Source organism: Smaragdicoccus niigatensis DSM 44881 = NBRC 103563, from assembly GCF_000380645.1.
Taxonomy (GTDB): Bacteria; Actinomycetota; Actinomycetes; order Mycobacteriales; family Mycobacteriaceae; genus Smaragdicoccus; species Smaragdicoccus niigatensis.
In genome coordinates, this window is the sequence record NZ_AQXZ01000010.1 from 111323 (window position 1) to 129189 (window position 17867).

At 64.2% G+C, this 17867-nt stretch carries 12 protein-coding genes and 1 pseudogene; 4 read left to right on the forward strand and 9 right to left on the reverse strand.

Going from position 1 to position 17867, the window contains the following annotated elements; translation table 11 throughout:
* Positions 1 to 140: 140 nt before the first annotated feature.
* Positions 141 to 680: pseudogene (locus F600_RS32645) on the forward strand (glycosyltransferase); the annotation flags it as partial.
* Between the two features lie 313 nt (positions 681 to 993).
* Here F600_RS32645 and F600_RS0103120 read toward each other — a convergent pair.
* The 3 genes from F600_RS0103120 to F600_RS26665 all read right to left on the reverse strand — a co-directional run bounded on the left by F600_RS0103120 (position 994) and on the right by F600_RS26665 (position 4218).
* Entirely contained in the window at positions 994 to 2229 is a 1236-nt protein-coding gene (locus tag F600_RS0103120) for an ABC transporter ATP-binding protein (RefSeq protein ID WP_156024386.1), read from the reverse strand.
* A gap of 124 nt (positions 2230 to 2353) precedes the next feature.
* On the reverse strand, positions 2354 to 3193 hold the full coding sequence (locus F600_RS0103130; RefSeq protein ID WP_018159130.1) for an ABC transporter permease: 840 nt from the start codon (positions 3191 to 3193) through the stop codon (positions 2354 to 2356).
* 2 nt (positions 3194 to 3195) lie between these two features.
* On the reverse strand, positions 3196 to 4218 hold the full coding sequence (locus F600_RS26665; RefSeq protein ID WP_018159131.1) for a class I SAM-dependent methyltransferase: 1023 nt from the start codon (positions 4216 to 4218) through the stop codon (positions 3196 to 3198).
* Between the two features lie 106 nt (positions 4219 to 4324).
* Here F600_RS26665 and F600_RS26670 point away from each other — a divergent pair, with 106 nt between their 5' ends.
* Positions 4325 to 5320, forward strand: a complete 996-nt coding sequence (locus F600_RS26670) for a glycosyltransferase family 2 protein (protein WP_018159132.1) — start codon at positions 4325 to 4327, stop codon at positions 5318 to 5320.
* Positions 5321 to 5335: 15 nt separating this feature from the next.
* On the opposite strand, the gene F600_RS30040 is transcribed toward F600_RS26670, so the two are convergent.
* The 5 genes from F600_RS30040 to F600_RS0103165 are packed head-to-tail and all read right to left on the reverse strand — an operon-like array spanning position 5336 to position 12021.
* The gene (locus F600_RS30040; protein WP_018159133.1) at positions 5336 to 7969 is read right to left on the reverse strand and encodes a glycosyltransferase; all 2634 of its coding nucleotides are present in this window, start codon (positions 7967 to 7969) and stop codon (positions 5336 to 5338) included.
* Positions 7970 to 8004: 35 nt separating this feature from the next.
* Positions 8005 to 8871: a class I SAM-dependent methyltransferase gene (locus F600_RS0103150; protein ID WP_018159134.1), complete on the reverse strand. Its 867-nt coding sequence runs from the start codon at positions 8869 to 8871 to the stop codon at positions 8005 to 8007.
* 29 nt (positions 8872 to 8900) lie between these two features.
* The gene (locus tag F600_RS0103155) at positions 8901 to 9782 is read right to left on the reverse strand and encodes a sulfotransferase family protein (protein WP_018159135.1); all 882 of its coding nucleotides are present in this window, start codon (positions 9780 to 9782) and stop codon (positions 8901 to 8903) included.
* Positions 9782 to 10855 carry a TylF/MycF family methyltransferase gene (locus tag F600_RS26680; protein ID WP_018159136.1) on the reverse strand — a complete coding sequence of 358 codons (1074 nt, stop codon included), beginning with the start codon at positions 10853 to 10855 and terminating at the stop codon, positions 9782 to 9784. Before F600_RS26680 ends, F600_RS0103155 begins: the two co-directional genes overlap by 1 nt.
* Positions 10852 to 12021 carry a DUF1972 domain-containing protein gene (locus F600_RS0103165; protein WP_018159137.1) on the reverse strand — a complete coding sequence of 390 codons (1170 nt, stop codon included), beginning with the start codon at positions 12019 to 12021 and terminating at the stop codon, positions 10852 to 10854. The genes F600_RS26680 and F600_RS0103165 overlap by 4 nt, the downstream gene beginning before the upstream one ends.
* A gap of 372 nt (positions 12022 to 12393) precedes the next feature.
* On the opposite strand from F600_RS0103165, the gene clpB reads away from it, so the two are divergent.
* Together clpB and F600_RS26685 are read left to right on the forward strand one after the other, a co-directional pair.
* Complete coding sequence (clpB, locus tag F600_RS0103170; RefSeq protein WP_018159138.1) at positions 12394 to 14937, forward strand: ATP-dependent chaperone ClpB; 2544 nt, start codon at positions 12394 to 12396, stop codon at positions 14935 to 14937.
* Between the two features lie 111 nt (positions 14938 to 15048).
* A complete protein-coding gene (locus tag F600_RS26685) occupies positions 15049 to 16236 on the forward strand; it encodes an NHL repeat-containing protein (protein WP_018159139.1) in 1188 nt (395 codons plus the stop codon).
* Here the strand turns inward: F600_RS26685 and F600_RS26690 are convergent.
* The gene (locus tag F600_RS26690; RefSeq protein ID WP_018159140.1) at positions 16233 to 17855 is read right to left on the reverse strand and encodes a glycosyltransferase family 4 protein; all 1623 of its coding nucleotides are present in this window, start codon (positions 17853 to 17855) and stop codon (positions 16233 to 16235) included. The two genes, F600_RS26685 and F600_RS26690, sit on opposite strands and share 4 nt — an antisense overlap.
* Positions 17856 to 17867: the final 12 nt, after the last annotated feature.

The following is a 17867-nucleotide window of genomic DNA, read 5'->3' on the forward strand; positions in this document are numbered from 1 at the left end:
CGAGAAAGTGCGGCGCGCTTCTTTGATATCCGTTTAGCCCGAGTGCAGACTCGGCATGACAAATTGCCCTAACCGGTCGAGCTGGCAATGGCGCAGGGTCCGGGTGGTCGGGGAGACGGAAGGTTCGCAGAGGCAGGCGAATGACCGACAACCAGGACACCGGTATTGCCGTCGCGTTGGTGACGCATAACGGCGAGCGATTCCTACCGGAGCAACTCGCATCGATCGATCGGCAGACCGTGCGTCCCGACGTGGTGTTCTGGGTCGACGATGAATCGACCGACGCCACCTGTGATCTCGTCCGCAAAGCATTCGCAAACAGCGGTATTCGCTTGGTGGAACTCGATGCCCCAACGCGTTCCGGCGGCTTGTTCACCCGCATCGCGCGCAACTTCCAGACCGCGATCTCGGCGGCCGCCGACTATCCGTTCATCGCGTTGAGCGATCAGGACGACGTATGGGTGCCGACCCGGTTGGAACGCCAGCGTGACCGACTGACCCGCGGCGCGCTCATGACCATCGCGGACGGCCACGTCATCGACGAGGACAGTGCGCGCACCGGCACGACCATGCGACACCGATTCCCGGTTCCGCTCGAGTGGACGGGGTGGGCCAGCACAGAACGCCTCGAAGCCGTCCTCCGGCAGCCCATGGCCACCGGTGCCGCGTCGATGATCTCCAATTCGCTTCTGGAACTTGCGCTTCCGATCCCATCGGGCTGGCTGCACGATCGCTGGCTGTCCCTGGTTGCCGCGGCGCGCGCGCATCTCGATGTCGATCAACGCCAACTCATCGAATATCGCGTTTACGACGAGCAGGCGGTCGGTGTCGACGGGGAGACCCATCTCGTGGGATGGCGCCGAATTCGGGTCGCGGCGTCGCGCCCGTTCGCATCAGCGCGCAAGTTGCTCGACCTTCGACTGCGTTTGCGAAAGGTCGCGGTCGACGCACACCTGACGCAACTGCGAACGCGGGAGATCCTCCGGATCTACCTCACGTCGTTTGGGTTTGAGGCGACGTGCCCGAACTCGTCGTGTTCATCATCGGTCCCCACTGCGGTTGCATACCAACGTGTCCCAGTTGGTTCGGCGGCTGCATGCGGGTGCGAATCTGATTGATGTTCCGGACGAAGTCGACGATCGTCTGGGTCGACTGATCGACGATGATCGTGGACACCCCGAAGTCGCCGCCCGCGAGCGGCAACGCCGGAATGTGAAAGTCGAAGTAACCCGTTCCCGGGCTGATCGAGCCGTGTTGTTTCGCGCCCGCTGAATTACCGCGCCATACCTCGACGTCGCCGGGCGAGTACAGCACGATCGTGAACTGGGGTTCGGCGATGAACTCCTCCGCCTCGTATCCGATGCGGAGCGTTACCGAATCGCCGACACCGAAAGCGCCGCGCGGTGCTCGACCAAGACCGTCGAGAACCTCGACCTCGGTCACCGTGACTTCGCCCGAACCCCAACGGGCCCGCCCGCTGTCATCGGTCCACGCCTGGGGGCGCAGTGCTTCCTCGTACGCCGTCACCACGCGGGTCGTCTCGCCGAAGTCGCGAACCTTGCCCTTCTCGAGCCACAGCGCGGTGTCGCACATGCTGGTCAGGACCGGCAGTGAATGCGAAACGAGCACGATCGTTCGGCCCGAACCGGTCAGTTCAGCGAACTTCTCGCGCGACCGCTGCTGGAACGAGGCGTCGCCGACGGCGAGCACTTCGTCGAGAAGTAGGACGTCGGGTTCGACGTTGATCGCCACGGAGAACGCAAGCCGGATGTACATACCCGAGGAGTAGTTCTTGACCGGCTGGTCGATGAATCGCTCGACACCGGACAGGTCGACAATGTCGTCGAACTTCTTGCGGATCTCTGCCTTGGGAATGCCCAGGATCGCCGCATTGAGGTAGATGTTGTCCCGTCCCGACAGCTCCGGATGGAACCCCGATCCGATCTCGAGGAGGGCGGCGAGCCGGCCCCGGGTCGTGATCGTGCCGGACTCCGGGAACAGGATCTTGGCCAGGCACTTCAGCAGCGTCGACTTACCGCTGCCGTTCTGCCCGAGCACAGCCAGAGCGCCGCCTTGTGGGACCCGGAACGACACATCACGGAGCGCCCAGAAGTCGTCATGGGAGTTTCGGCGCCCACCGATGATGGCGGCTTTCAAGGTCTGGTTGTTTTCCTTGTGCAGCCGGAAACGTTTGGAGAGGTTCTCCACCTCAATGGAAAACTCAGTCACAGTGACATCTCCCTCGCTCCGCTCGGGGTGTTCGCGGGCTCTATGGGCGCCGCCTTCCCTCGTCGCGTCAACGGCTCGTTCCTCGCCGCCGCCGACTCCTCAGTCCAGACGCCACCCAGCCCGCTCACAGTTCCTCCGCCAGTCGCTTTTCGAAGCGTTTGAAGATCCACAGCCCCAGGGTGAACGTCCCGATTCCCCACAGCGTGCACAGCGCGATGGTCGACAGCGGCGGAATCGTGTTGTCGTACAGCAGGCTCCGGAAGGCCGTGACGAACTGCGCCATCGGGTTGGCCATGTAGATCCCATGGATCGTGAAGAAGCCCCAGAGCGGCCCGGTTGCGGCGGACCGCTGCTCGACGAGAAGCACCGGGTAGAGAACCGGTGTCATGAAGAACCACACCTGCAGCAGGATCGTCGTGAAGTGCTGGGTGTCTCGGATGTACACGTTGAGAATCGACAGCATCAGCGAGATACCCGTCGCGAACAGGTACAGCGTCGCCATCACGATGGCGACCGGCACGATGTACAGCCACGGCTTCGAGCCGGCGATGATCAGCGCCACCAACAGCACGCCCATCTCGATCATCCACGTGACCACTCCGGCCATCGAGTTCGAGACGACGAGCGAGACCCGGGAGATCGGGACCTTCTTGATGAGGTGGGCGTTGCCGACGAGCGACGTCGTGCCCGAGTTCACGGTGGCGGTGAAGTACAGCCACGGCAGCAATGCGCACAACAGCCAGAGCGCGTACACGTCCATGCCGCTGTTCTTCCCCGGCGGCGGTTGCACTCGCATGATGAACGAGAACACGACGGTGTAGACCGCCATGATCGTGAGCGGGTTGGCCAGCGACCAGAGGTGGCCCAAGGCGGTCGCCTTGTACCGGCTCTTGAGATCGCGGGCGACGAGGCTCTGGATCAGCTCCCGGTTTTGGCGCAGTTCGGTGAACGCGGCCTTGGACATGGTCAGCGTCCTCCGTTTAGTTTTCGCACGCGATCGCGCACATTCTTCGCGGCGTCCAACGCGGCACCGGTCACTCGGTATCGGCGCGCGCGGGACACCACCGCTTGCCGCAGCTCATTGCGCCGGGCGATGAGCTTGGTGACGTTAGTGCGCGGAATGGTCGGATCGATCTGCTCGGCTGCGGCCTGACGCAGCAGGTCGGCGCGGCGCGCGTGATACGTGTCCGAGCCCTCCGCCGCGCCACCCGCGGACTTGCGGAGGTGGATGTAGAACTCGCATCCGTTGGGTCCCGCGATGCGGATCGGAACGAGGTCGAGCAATCCGAGGTAGCGCAGATCTTCGATGAGAAGTTCAAGGCTCGCCGGGGTGAAGGCCGAGCAGTGCGTGTCGACATACGGCCGTGCGTCGGGTGAGTCGACGAGGGTGTTCGACCAGGCTGCGAACGCGGTATCGAGTTGGCCGTCGGGCTCTGGGGTGCGGGTCTCGCCCGGCATCCATGCCCCGACGCCGGAGACGCTCGACTTCAGGTGCGACCCACGGAAAACCTGCGCCGGGGTGGGCTGGAGCCGCCGTTCGTGGAAGGCCTCGAGCCATTCCGACAGCTCGGTGGCGGGCCGGAAGTAGTCGAAGCAGAAGCGACGGTCGGGGACCGCCATCGTCAGCACGCCACCGTCCTCGAGCAATTCCGAGCACCCCTGCAGGAACCGGATCGGATCCGGAAGGTGCTCGAAGTTGTGGGACGACACGATGTACGCGAAGCGCTGCGCCCCGTACTGGGCGCGAACCAGGTCCACGAGGTCGACCGCGGAGCCCACGACGTCGACATCCTCGATCGCCGCGATAGAGGCTTGGGGAATGTTCGGGTCGTCGGCGGCTCGGCGCCGCAGTTCTTCGGCGTCGAAAACGTCGATCGAGATGCTGTTGAAGCCTTCGCGCTTCGGCACCGTCGGGTTGTGGTATGGACCGATTTCGATGCCCAGAGCGGATTTTTCGACATACTCGAGCAGTTCAAGAGAGCGATCCATGAACCTTCCTCCCAAGCATGGTCCGTATGATCGTCCTCGGACTATACCCATGGAGCCGAGGCGCATCGGACCAGAAGATCACTGGCCGTAGTGGAATCGAGATGGTGTGGAAACTCCTTCGATCGCGGTCGTGATCGCGCTGTACAACGGCGAGCGCTTCATCAAAGAAGCTCTCCAGAGCGTGTTTTCGCAGTCTGTTCCCCCTGCGGAGATCGTCGTCGTCGACGACGGCTCGTCCGATTCGGGCGTCGAGGTCGTGGAGTCGCTGGCGTCCAGCGTCCCCTTGCGCGTCGTGCGGACGGCGAACGGCGGCCAGGGTGCGGCGCGCAATCGCGGCTGGAGTTCGACCGATGCGGACCTGATCGCGTTCCTCGACCAAGACGACGTCTGGTACCCCACTCATCTCCAGGTTCTGCGTGAGCAGTTCGAGCGCCACACCGGCGCCCGCCCGCTGGGCTGGGCGTACAGCGACGTCGACGAGTTGTGGGCCGATGGGTCGACCGTTCGGCACGGCATGCTCCGCAACTTCCCCGGCACGCATCCGAAGACGTCGCTCGCACAGTGCATCTCCACGGACATGTACATCCTGCCGTCGGCGGCGCTGGTGGCGCGGTCGGCGCTCGCGGACGTCGGCGGATTCGACGAACGCTTGCGCGGCTACGAGGACGATGACCTCTTCCTCCGGATTCTGCTGGCGGGATACGATAACGTATTCGTCGACGAATCGCTGTCGAAGTGGCGGATGCACGCGGGTTCGTCGGGACGTTCCCCGCGAATGGGGCAGTCGCGGCTGATCTACCTGGACAAGCTCGTCGAGCTGTGCGGGACCGAGGCTCATGACTATCGAGGAAATCGGCTCCTGCAGGACCTGGCGGTGCCCCGCATGTTGCGCAGTGTCGGGGTCGAGCTGATCGATGGCCTACGCAGCGGCGACCGGGAATCGGTCGCCCGGTCGATCGATCAGCTGAACGCCATCAAGCCGCACGCGAGCCGTCGAGCTCAGTTGGCGATTGGGGGGATCGTGCCGGCGGTGCGCACGACCCCTGTCGGTCGTCTGCTGGTCAGAGTGGGTGCGCAGCGGCTGGCCCGCCGCGCAATCTGACGAGCGCCCTTTCGCTCAGTACTGGATCAACAGCCCTCGGCGTTCGGTGAATCGAGCGATTCCGCCGACCGATTGCGGCGGGACGTAGCACGTCGAGCTGAAGGTGCCTTCGCCGAATGTGTCGATCAGGATCTGGCGGCAGCGCTTGAACTCGCCGTCGATCTCGCCGTGGCCATAGTGCCCGCAGTCGATCTGGATGGCCCGCGTCCGGACGCCGTGGTTCTCACGCGCGTCGAGCGAGAACTTCTCGGAGTAGAAGTGCCACGGGAAGTCCGGATCGAACCGCAGCCTGTGCTTGCGAATCAGGCTCGAGTGCACGATGACGCAGCAGCAGTCCACCGTGTCGACGATGGGCAGACCCACCGCCTTCTCTCCGACATAGCCCGAGGGACTCAGCGTCTTCAAGCACTTGACCAGGCCGTGGATGCGGATCCGCGTGAAGGCTCCGCGCTCGATCTTCGGTCGCTTTCGACCATCGCCCCCAAAGTGGACATAACGACGGCCTTGCTCGACAACGGTTCCAATCACGCCGTAGATACTGTCGCGCGGGGTCACCGACAGCCGCGGCTGGAGCGGCTCGTCGAATTGCATGTCGTGGTGCATGAACACGACCCAACCGTCACCCATCTGGTTGTCGATGAAGTCGTTGTAGCGGCTCGCTATGCCGACGTTTTCCGTTGTGTTGTCGTACAACTGCACGGCGTTCGCGGGAATGTTGGTGTTCGACCCGACGTACTTCTCGAAGATCTCCGGGCGGTGGCTCACGCAGACGTACTGGACAGCGTCCGAGGGCGTCGCCTCGGGCACTGCCGCCAGCGGACGTTCAACTCTCTCGAGGAGCAGGAAGTCCTGATAGCTCGTGAAATGATCACGTCCGCACCAACTTCCGAAGTAGAAAGCCGACACCGCGAGTCCGTTGCGAGCGAGCACCTCGAGCACGTACTGCTGCGGGAACATGATCGCGAACTCGGGGTGTTCGGCACTGATCGTCCGGAAGCCGTCGCGGTGGAACGGGAAGCTCAGCGTGCTCTTCCCGCCGGAGATGAGTTCGTTCGCTTCCTCGTTTTCCAGGAAGAACGTCGCCAGACATCGACCACCCGGTCGCAGGGTCCGGCTGATCTCCGCGACATAGCGCTCGAACTCGGCCGGCAGCACATGGGTGAAGACCGAGGTCAGGAACGCGAAGTCGAACGAGTGGTCGTCGTACGGGAAGGTGTATTCGGCTGCCGAAACCGGCCCGTCCGGGTTGTAGAACGTGTTGCGCACGTCCGCGACGTCGAACTGGAACTTCGGGTACTCCGGGGTGATCGTCTCGCGGCACCAGTCGATGGCGGACGGGACGATGTCGAATCCGGTGTAGCTGCCCCGGTCATTCAGATACGCGGTGAGCGGGATGGCGATCCGGCCGCTGCCACATCCGATGTCGAGGATGTCGGCGTCGGGCTCCAGGTCGGCGTATTCGATGAAGTAGCTGAGAAACTCCTCGCCGACCTGGTGGTACCCGTCGGCCGACACGCTTCCGACGAGTTCCATGAGTTCGAGCGGCGGTGTGAACGCATCCTGCGCTGGCAGAAGATCGAGACTTGCTGTGCGCCAGAGAGACTCGTGTTTAGGAAGAGTCCAGTGCTTGGGCGTTACATCGCCTGGCTTGACCAGGAAGTCGAAGAAGAGGTCTCCGAAATGTTCCGGTGACGGGGCGATGGCGTTGCGTGGTTCGCCCGCTTGAATCGACTGAAAGTAGTTTCTCAGCACATCGCGGTATTCCGAGACAGAGCGTTGCAGGGAGCTGCGGTTCGTCATCGTGTTCGACTCGTGGAGGCGGTAGTACAGGAGCGGTTCGCGAACAATTGCCGGTTCGCTGTCGAGAACTGCCCGCAGCGCGTAGTCCCAATCCGACACGAGTAGGAGGTCCCGGAGGGGACCGACGCGGTTGAACAGCTCCCGGCTGAGGAAGAAGTTGCTCGAGGAGCAGGTGCCGTTGAACTGGAGAAGGGCGAACCCAAGGGTCGGCACACCATCGAGTTGCTGGAGCCACCGGTGGTTCGCCTCTTCGCAGATGGCCGCAAAGTCCGACCCTTGCGAGAAAACGACCTCCGAGAAGACGAACTCCGCGCCGCTCGTGGTGGCGTGAGCGTGCAGGCGGCTCAGCCGATCGGGGTGGTACGCGTCATCCGAATTGAGAATGCTCACGAACCGTCCGCGGGCGAGCGAAATGCCGCGATTGATCGTCGCGGCCGCACCCTGGTTCGCCTGCTTCTCGAACACCACATCCACGATCGAGATCTCGGCGAGGGTCGCTTCGATGATCTCGATGCTGTTGTCGGTCGATCCGTCGTCGACGATCACGAGCTGAATGTGCGGGTAGGTCTGTCGATCCACGGAAAGGATCGCCTCGCGGATGAAAGCCGCATGCTGGTACGACGGAATGATCACCGAGACGGTTGCGTCGTTGGGCGAATCCGCGGGCCGTGCTGGGGACGGGGCGCCGAGCCACTCTTGGATGACGGGCTCGGGAACCGCGGCTGGGGCTTCTGCAGCCGGCGCTTGCGAACGCCGTTCCCGGTAGGCCGCGTTGGCCTTCTGGAGGGCGCGCGCGCCCCCCTCACGCAGGATCTGGCGTGCGCGGCGCACGGTGGGGATGGGCTTCACGACGGTCTCCTGGCCGGGAAAGAAACGGCGATTGTTCAGCGAAGGTTCTTCAGCTTGGTGCGCACCTTGCGCAGCACTGCGCGCGGCTTCTCGGTGTAGATCAGGGTCTTCGAAGCCCGGAGCAGCTCGAGCTGGGTATGCGTTTCCTGGTGGGTCTTCGACAGGCGATCGAAGCTTTCGCGCAGGTCGGCGTACTTCTCGGCGAGCTGGCTGGTCTGTTCGTCGCCGTCGTAGCGGACGGCCGTGAACACGAACTGGTAGGTGTCGTGGTCGGGGTCAGTCCGGATCTGCTCGAGTACCGAGTCGGGAACGAGGCCCGCCTTCGCGCCGATCTCGGAGCCGAACGGCGGCACCTTGACCGTTCGCATGTCGACGATCATCAAGCCCGCGGAAGCGACGAGCTGGCGGATCGTCTTGCGGGTAAAGAACCGGATGTGGGTGCTGTCGAGCAGGCCCAACGGTGCGTAGTCCCAGCGTCCTTCGAGCAGAGCGAGCCGAACGTCGTGGTGTGCGACATTCGGCAGGGACACGACGATCCGTCCGCCCGGTGCCAGGAGCCGCGAGACCTGCTTGAGAACGCGGCCCGGCTCGAGAAGGTGTTCGAGCACGTCGCCGGCGAGCACGGCGTCGAACGGGCCGTCGAGCGCATCGAGAGTGGCCGGATCGTTGAGGTCGCCGATGATCGTGCGGTCGGCGATGCCCTCGAGCTCTGCACGGTTCTGCTCGTCATATTCGATGACGGTGACCTCGCAGCTCTGATTCTTCAGCGCTTGAGTCATATCGCCGCAGGCGGCGCCGAGTTCCAGAACTCGCTTGCTCCAACCGATCATCTGCAACGCGAAGGCGTGCGAGTTGTTGGGTGCCATCGCGTTCGGGGCGGGCGCTTTGTACCGGGTGGCCATGGGTCCTCGATTCGGGTCGTGCGGATGCGCTAGTCGTTGGGGTAGTGCGGCGAGAGAAGCGGGGGCATGGGAACGTCGACCGCCGGTGCGAAATCTGCGGGCAGCGTTTCCCGCCAACCGCCCGGGGACGCACTGCGATAGAACTTCCCGCTGCCGGTCTCCTCGACCGGAATCCGTTCGAACGCGTGCCGGTCGGTGACCTCGTCGACACTGGGCGCGGTCGGCAGCAGGTCGAGTTCGGTGAAGAGGCGACGCATCGTCGGCGCGGTGTTCGTTCGCAAGTCCTCGTAACGAATGAGGGACTTGGGCCCGGGATGCGTTTCGTAGGTCGCCAGGGTTATCTCCAGCAGAGTGCAGATGCTGGCGTAGAGAGTGCTGGTGTAGGCCGGATCGCGGACCTGGTCGATCCACACTGACAGTGCCGGATCCGCCGCCCAACTGGTCGGCTTGGACAAGGCGTCAACTATCGAGGCGAGCACGTCTCGGGGGTCACGGATGAGGGCCACGAACCGGCTGTCCGGCAGAGCCGCACTGATCTCTCCGCATCCCCCCGACGCATTCTGGTCCTTGAGAACCATGACATCGGACGCGGTGAGGTGCGGGAAGCGCGTCTTGATCGCAGTGTCGACAAACGCCCGGACGGCGGGTTGGTGGAGTTCCGGTTCACCCCCCATGACGTGGCACGGACTGTCGACGTAGGGAGCCGCCGGTTCCGGACGCTGGAAGATGTGGCCGAAACCTGGTTCGGGCCACATCGACCAGCCGTCGAAGCTATTGAGCATCTCGGCAAGCCAGGTGCTTCCCGACCGCCCGCAACCGAAGATCCACACCGTTCGATCAACGGTGAACGGCCGCGGAGCCGGCGGGGCCCACTTCCGCCACGGGCGGCGGAGTTCAGTGCGAACCGGCATCAGCGAAGCTTTCGAACGATGTCTCGGGCCTTCCGTGCTGCCCGGCGGACCTCTGCTTTGGCCAGGCCGGGGAGCGTCGACGGTGGCTGTGGCACAACCACCTGGGCGCCCGATGCCGCCAGTGCAGCGTTCGCGGTTGCGTTGTCGACACGCAGCTGAGCGATCGTCGAGACACCCGCGAGGTGCTGGTTGCGGAGCTCGACGTAGGCGCTGAACAGCTGGTCGTAGGTCGCCGAGAGCTCCTCGAAGCTCGTCGGGGCCCCGTTTCCGGCGTCGCCCGATCCCTTGCGCCAGTAGACGCCGGTCCAGTCGACGACGTGCATGACGTCGGTGATGCCGTGCTCGGTGCGGAAGTCGTGGATCGCCTGGCGACAGCCCTCGATACAGAAGTCGTCGACGATGACGTAACCGCCGTCGGACAGCTTCGAGTAGAGGCTGTTCAGCGCGTCGATCGTCGACTCGTACATGTCACCGTCGAGGCGCAGGATCGCGAGCTGTCCCACGGGAGCGGTCGGCAGCGAATCGCGGAAGAAGCCCTTGAGCATGACGACCTGGTCGTCGAGCAGGCCGTAACTGCGGAAGTTGTTCTCGACGGTCTCCTGCGAGATCGCGAGTTGCGGGAAAATGTGGAAAGGAACGCCTTCTCCATCGATCGGGTACTTGTCGACGTCGGCCGGCGGCAGCCCTTGGAACGAGTCAGCCACCCACACCTTGCGGTCGGTGATGCCGTAGGCCTCGAGGATTCCGCGCATGAAGATGCAGGCTCCGCCGCGCCAGACGCCCGTCTCGATGAAGTCGCCCGGGATTCCGCGAGAAAGCACGTCCTCGACGCAGAACTGCAGGTTGTTCATGCGTTTGCGGCCGATCATCGTGTGCGCAAGCTGGGGCCAGTCCCGACCGTCTTCGCGCAGTTCCGAGGCCGACGCCCCGAAGACATTCTGCATCTGGTTGCCGTCGGCAGCGTGCCACAGGGACATCGTCAACGCATCGCGCAGCAGATCGATGTAGCGGCTGCGAAGGGCAGCGAGCTGCACGGTCGTGTCGGTCGTTGCGGTGGAGATGTTGGCTGTCATGAACGCTGCCTGTCTTCGGAGCCGATGGTGGTCAGTTCGGTGGTCGGTCTGCTGTTTCGGTGCGGGTTCGGCCCGCCATCGACCGCCTTGGCGAGCAGTCGGTCGTATTCGTCGCACACGCTTTCCCACGTGTAGTGAAGGCGGCCACGGTCGCGGGCTGCGGCGGACAGTTCCGCGCGCAGAATGTCGTTGGTCATCAACGACGCGACCGAGTCGGCGATCGAGGACGGCTCGGGAGAGGTGAAGAGGCCGGTGTCGGCGAGCACTTCGCGGTTGAACACCGTGTCGCGCGCGACGATCGGTGCACCGCACGCCATCGCCTGCACCAGCGCGGGGTTCGTGCCGCCGGCGGAATGACCGTGGAAGTAGGCGCCCGCGTGCTGCCACAGCGCGTTGAGCTTGGCATCGTCGATCATGTGTCCGAACCAGTGGAAGTTCTCGTGGCGTTCGGACATCGCGCGCATCCGGTCGTCGTACCCGGTGTCCAGGCCCGAAGAACCCACCACCGCGACCGCGAACTCAGGCGCGAGGATTTCTGCGGCGCCGAGGAACTCCTCGACTGAGTTCTCGGGCACGAGTCGCGCGACCATCAACGCGTACGACAAGCCGCCGAAGTTCGAGAGCGGGTCGAGTCGGCCCGGATCCATTCCGCCGTACGGGATGAAGTGGCCCTCCCGATGGAACTCCTCGCGCCACAGGGTGGAGATGTGCTGGGAGTCGTAGATGAGGTGGTCGGCGTAGCGTGCGGTCAGACGCGCGCCGCCGCGGAAGACCTTGCGGGCGAGGGTGCCCCACTTCGCGCGCTTCCACTCGACGCCGTCGACGTTGACGACGGTTGGAATTCCGGCGCGACGGAGCATCGGGAGGAAGTAGCCGTTGGCGACGTTCAGGACGATTGCGACGTCGGGCTTGGCCTGGACGGCGTGCCGGGTGGCGAAATAACCGTGCGACAGCGTGCTGAGCGATTTCGAATCCATGGCAGTCGTCTCGACGACGTTGATCCGCGGGTCCGCGTCGTGCCCCCGGGTGGTGTCGGGACGCGAGTAGACGGTGACATCCCAGCCCTGATCGGCGAGGTACGGCGCGAGGTGACGAACGAGGGTCTCGAAGCCGCCGTAGTAACTCGGATATCCGCGGGAACCGATGATCGCTACGGACTTAGACATGGAAAACCACCCTCAGGTCTCGTGGTAGGAGTGCACTCACAAACGTCGAAGCAAGCGGGCTTCGAAGCGCCAGTTGGGTGTTGTCCTACGGAAGGGCAGTCGGAACGCGCCACGCTGCGTCGTTCGGTCTGCCGGAAGTTGCGAACCCAGGGAAACCGTAATGTCCCATTCGGTCTGTTTCTGGTGACACGCCGGTCGCGGGAGGTATCGGGGTTGTGAACGATGGGACGAACGTCCCTAGTGGCGGCCCGGTAGGTTGCTCAGACTTGACCCTGTGCAGGTTTGAAAAAATTCGCTAAGTTGAGTGGAACAGACTCAACCTTTGATGCGTTGTATCCATCGACAGATCGTTCACAACCAGTGAGGTGACCTTTGGACACGTTCAACCCCACCACGAAGGCTCAGGCTGCGCTGTCGGCTGCGTTGCAGGCCGCGAGCTCGGCTGGCAATCCGGACATTCAGCCTGCCCACCTGTTGGTGGCGTTGCTCGATCAGTCCGACGGCATCGCCGGGCCGCTCCTGCAGGCCGTCCAGGTCGACCCGAGCCGGATTCGGGCCGAGGCGCAGAAGCTTCTCGACCGACTCCCGCGCGCCAGCGGATCGCACAGTCAGCCACAGCTCTCGCGCGAGACGCTCAACGCCATCACCGCAGCGCAGAAGCTCGCCACCGAGCTCGACGACGAGTACGTCTCGACCGAGCACCTGCTCTTCGGGCTCGCCAACGGCGACTCCGAAGTGGCCAAATTACTGGCCGGCAGCGGCGCGACGCCGAAAGCCCTGAAAGAAGCATTCAAAGCCGTACGAGGAAGTTCACGAGTGACCAGCGCAGATCCCGAAGGCACCTACAAGGCGCTCGAGAAGTACTCGACCGATCTCACGGCCGCGGCCCGGAGCGGCAAGCTCGACCCGGTCATCGGGCGCGACACCGAGATCCGTCGCGTCATTCAGGTGCTGAGCCGCCGGACCAAGAACAACCCGGTCCTCATCGGTGAGCCCGGCGTCGGTAAGACGGCGATTGTGGAAGGTCTCGCGCAGCGAGTTATCGCTGGCGACGTCCCCGAATCGCTGCGGGACAAGAAGGTCATCTCGCTCGACCTCGGCTCGATGGTCGCCGGTGCGAAGTATCGCGGTGAGTTCGAGGAGCGGCTCAAGGCCGTCCTCGGCGAGATCAAGAAGAGCGAGGGTGAGGTCATCACCTTCATCGACGAGCTCCACACGATCGTCGGTGCGGGCGCGACCGGTGAGTCCGCCATGGACGCCGGCAACATGATCAAGCCGATGCTCGCCCGCGGTGAACTGCGGCTCGTCGGTGCCACGACCCTCGACGAGTACCGCCAGCACATCGAGAAGGACCCGGCTCTCGAGCGCCGCTTCCAGCAGGTCTTCGTCGGCGAGCCGTCGGTCGACGACACGATCGGCATTCTGCGTGGACTCAAGGAGCGGTACGAGGTGCACCACGGTGTGCGCATCACCGACTCGGCTCTCGTGGCAGCCGCCACGTTGAGCGACCGCTACATCACGTCCCGCTTCCTGCCAGACAAGGCGATCGACCTCGTTGACGAGGCGGCGTCGCGTCTGCGCATGGAGATCGACTCGCGGCCGGTCGAGGTCGACGAAGTCGAGCGTGCGGTCCGTCGCCTCGAGATCGAGGAGATGGCCCTGGCCAAGGAGTCGGACGAGGCGTCGAAGCAGCGGCTGTCGAAGCTGCGAAGCGAACTCGCCGACCAGAAGGAGAAGCTGAGCCAGCTCAACGCCCGGTGGCAGAACGAGAAGGGCGCGATCGACCAGGTTCGTGTCCTGAAAGAGCAGCTCGAGAACCTCAAGGGCGAGTCGGATCGGGCGGAACGCGACGGCGACCTCGGCAAGGCGGCCGAGCTTCGCTATGGCCGAATCCCGAAGTTGGAGAAGGAGCTTGCCGCCCTGACGGCCGAGACCAAGCACGATGTCATGCTCAAGGAGGAGGTCAGTCCCGATGACGTGGCTGACGTCGTCGCCGCTTGGACCGGTATCCCGGCGGGACGTCTCCTCGAGGGCGAGACCGAGAAACTCCTTCGCATGGAGGAGGAACTCGGCAAGCGTGTCATTGGTCAGAAGAACGCCATCGAAGCGGTGTCAGATGCGGTTCGACGGGCGCGCGCCGGCGTCGCCGACCCCAACCGTCCGACCGGTTCATTCCTGTTCGTCGGTCCGACCGGTGTCGGTAAGACCGAGCTTGCGAAGTCGCTGGCGGACTTCCTGTTCGACGACGACCGCGCGATGGTCCGCATCGACATGAGTGAGTACAGCGAGAAGCACTCGGTGGCACGGCTCGTCGGTGCCCCTCCGGGATATGTCGGGTATGACCAGGGCGGTCAGCTGACCGAAGCCGTTCGGCGCCGCCCGTACACGGTGGTGCTGTTCGACGAGGTCGAGAAGGCGCACCCGGACGTGTTCGACATCCTGCTCGCGGTGCTCGACGACGGTCGACTGACCGACGGCCAGGGCCGGACCGTGGACTTCCGCAACACGATCCTGATCCTGACGTCGAACCTCGGAGCCGGTGGCGACAAGGACTTTGTGATGGATGCCGTCCGCCGCGCGTTCAAGCCCGAGTTCCTCAACCGACTCGACGACGTCATCATGTTCAGCCATCTGAGTGAAGACGAACTCGAGCAGATCGTCGACATCCAGATCGCGCAGCTCGCGAAGCGGCTGCAGGCGCGTCGTCTGACGCTGGACGTCACGCCGTCGGCTCGCTTCTGGCTGGCGGTTCGCGGATACGACCAGGTCTACGGTGCGCGTCCGCTGCGCCGGTTGGTGCAGCACGCGATCGGTGACCAGTTGGCGAAGAAGCTGCTCGCCGGTGAGATCCGCGACGGTCAGACCGTCAAGGTCACGGTGAGCCCGGACGCCGACGCGCTGGTGCTCGAGGGCTGATTCAACGAGCGGGACGCCAGGGTTTGCAAAACGAACCTTGGCGTCCCGCTTCGCGTCTCAACCGGCCTTACGATGGCGACGCCATTGACCGCGCCAAGGTTCGGAGACGCCGTGCGATACGAATTCTCTGCGTCGCCACAGGTGCGCGCGCTCATTGATTCCCTGGGTCGCACGGAGGATGTCAGGTTCTCGCCGTCGAACAGCCGGCTCGCCGTGGCCGCGCACAACGTGCGCGCGATTGCGGTATTCGAGATCGAGCTAGGCGAGGTCATCGAGCTGCGCGACGGCGTTCTGATCACCTGCGACAGCCTGAAGATGCCACACGGTGTCGACTTCCTCGATGAGGACCGACTCATCGTCGCGGATCGCCAGAACGACCTCATCATCGTGCCGATTCCGAGCGGTGAATGGGCCGGCACGACGCAACACGTCGAACCTCTCGGGTCGATCGACACGTTGAACGGAGAAGTCGGAGTTCCGAGTTCGGTGACCGTGCTCCGAAAAGGCGGAGTACCGCTCGACGTTCTGGTGTGCGACAACAGCCGTAACTCGGTGATCCGGTGCGACCTCGACCCGGTCAGTCCGACGGCGCCCGAGATCTTCCTCAAGAAGTGGTTCGACATCCCGGATGGGGTCGCGGTGTCGCCGAATTCGGACTGGATCGCGGTCAGCAACCACGAGCATCATGATGTGCTGTTGTTCCGGAACGATGTGCAGCTGCGCAAAGACTCCGAGCCCACCGGGATCGCGGGGTCGGTGAACTACCCGCACGGCCTTCGATTCACCGCGGACAACCGATTCTTGCTGGTCGCTGATGCCGGCGCACCGTATGTGCACGTCTATCGAACAGGCAGCACGTGGGTCGGAATGCGGCAGCCGGCGTCGTCGGTACGGGTCCTCAGTGATGATCTCTTCCACGCGGGCCGCGCCAACCCGATGGAGGGTGGCCCGAAGGGAATGGACATCAGCAACGACGGAACCGTGATGGTCACGACATGCGAGATGCAGCCGTTGGCATTTGACGACCTCCGCGCGATTCTTCAAACAGCATTGTCGTCCGTCGACGAACCTCGCGACATCGGACCCGAGCTCGCGAGGATCGAGCACGTGCAGCGACTTCGCTCTTGGCTCACGCACGCGCAGGCGATTTCGGGCGTGCATCAGGCTCGGGCCGCGACGGCCGAAGCTGTGGCCAGCGCGACGCGCGCAACGCTCGATGAGGTGCTGACCAGCCGATCCTGGCGGATCACGGCTCCGCTGCGGGCCATGGCGACGCTGGGTCGGCGTCGGGAGGTCTAGGTCACGCGCCGTTGCACGGCTGACCAACGCCGCTGCGTGGGGCGCTCGGTAGCGAGTCCCGCGCTGCGTTCCGGCCGGGCGCCGATTCGCCGAATCAGCGCCGACTGGACGGTGGGTATCTCTCCGTCGTACGCGCCGGCGTCGATGCGCAGCGCTTTCGTGGCGGTCGGTAGGTAGAAGCTCACGACGATCGTCGAGTCGCTTTCGCGCCACGTCACAATCGTTTGCGCCTCCGGTTCGAGATGACCGTTGCCGCTGTCCGGGTACAGCCGCACGTGGTCCCAGCGGCCGGTCGTCGGCCCGATGCGCAGGCAGAGGTCGTACTCGCCGGCCGGGAGGGGAGCGTCGCGGTCCGGGCGAACCGCAAACGAGGCGTCGTGGAGCGGGACGAACTCGGCCGCGACTCCGTGGAGCCAGTGGACCAGTTCGATCCTCGGCAACCGACCCTTCTGCGGTAACGGGTGCCGAAGCCGCGTGCCGTCCTCGCGTACGAAATCGCCGATGGTCTCGAGGCGGGCGGCGATCTGTTTGCCGACAACGTGCCGATTGTGGTGGTTCCGCATGTATTCGGCGGCCGCGCGCCCCTTATGTCGGGCTTCCTCCGGGTTCTCGTAGATGCGTCGGATCACGCGCGCCGCGGCGTCCGTGTCGGCCTCGGCCCAGACGTTGCCCTTGCGGTACACCGCTTCGTCTTCACCGATGGGCGCCAACCGATACGGAATCGGGTAGGAGGTCTCGTTGCTCATGTACTCGGCGTTTGCCGAGTATGCGGTTGCCACCGTCGGTCGGCCCATCGCCATCGCTTCGGCGATGGTCAGTCCGAAGCCTTCCGAGCGATGCAACGACACATAGGCGTCGGCGGTCCCGATGAGCGAATGCATCTCATCGCGCGACAGGTAGCCCTCGATCAGGACACCGTTGACGTCTGCCATCTCCTGGCGGAGGCGGGCCGCGTCGGACGGGTAGGTGTCCAGGTTGTTGACCTTGATGACAAGGTGCGCTGTGCGGCCTCGCTCGTGCTTGTCGAAGGCAGCGGTGAAGGCGCGGATCACCGCCCACGGGTTCTTGCGGGCGACGACACTGTTCGCGTCGAAGGCGAACAGGACCAGGAATGACATCTCGGGTAGTCCGAGGCGTTGCCGGATCGCGGGGTCCGGGGTGGGCACTTCGAGCGGGACCGGAACTGTGGTGACCGGAATCGGAGACTTTCGGGCGATGGCCTCGCGGACGAACTCACTGAAGACCCAGATCTCGTCGTAGACCTCGAATGCCGCCGACCATTCGTCGGGGAATTCGTCGAGTTCCCACGCCCAGTAGCCGATGTTGTAGCGACCGGCGTAGACGCCCGGGCCCAGGATCGCTTCGAGGATGTTCGTGACGTTGGCGTTGGCCTGAAACACGTTGATGTCGAACGGTATGCCACGCGCATACCGTTCGATCGCACCGTGATCCGCTCGGGCGGGGTCGTAGAAACTGATCGGCAGGGTGGCGACGGGATAGCCGACCGCACTCAGCGATTCGAGAACGCCTCGTGCGATCTGGCCCTGGCCGCTTTCGGATGCGACCTGTCCGATGACGTTGATCCCCGACCGCCGCCGTCTCGGAAAGAGTTGAGCCACACTGGCACGGTA

Coding starts and splice junctions, on each gene's coding strand:
- F600_RS0103130 (WP_018159130.1), bottom strand. CDS start 3,193: ATGTCCAAGGCCGCGTTCACCGAACTGCGCCAAAACCGGGAGCTGATC.
- F600_RS26665 (WP_018159131.1), bottom strand. CDS start 4,218: ATGGATCGCTCTCTTGAACTGCTCGAGTATGTCGAAAAATCCGCTCTG.
- F600_RS0103150 (WP_018159134.1), bottom strand. CDS start 8,871: ATGGCCACCCGGTACAAAGCGCCCGCCCCGAACGCGATGGCACCCAAC.
- F600_RS0103155 (WP_018159135.1), bottom strand. CDS start 9,782: ATGCCGGTTCGCACTGAACTCCGCCGCCCGTGGCGGAAGTGGGCCCCG.
- F600_RS26680 (WP_018159136.1), bottom strand. CDS start 10,855: ATGACAGCCAACATCTCCACCGCAACGACCGACACGACCGTGCAGCTC.
- F600_RS0103165 (WP_018159137.1), bottom strand. CDS start 12,021: ATGTCTAAGTCCGTAGCGATCATCGGTTCCCGCGGATATCCGAGTTAC.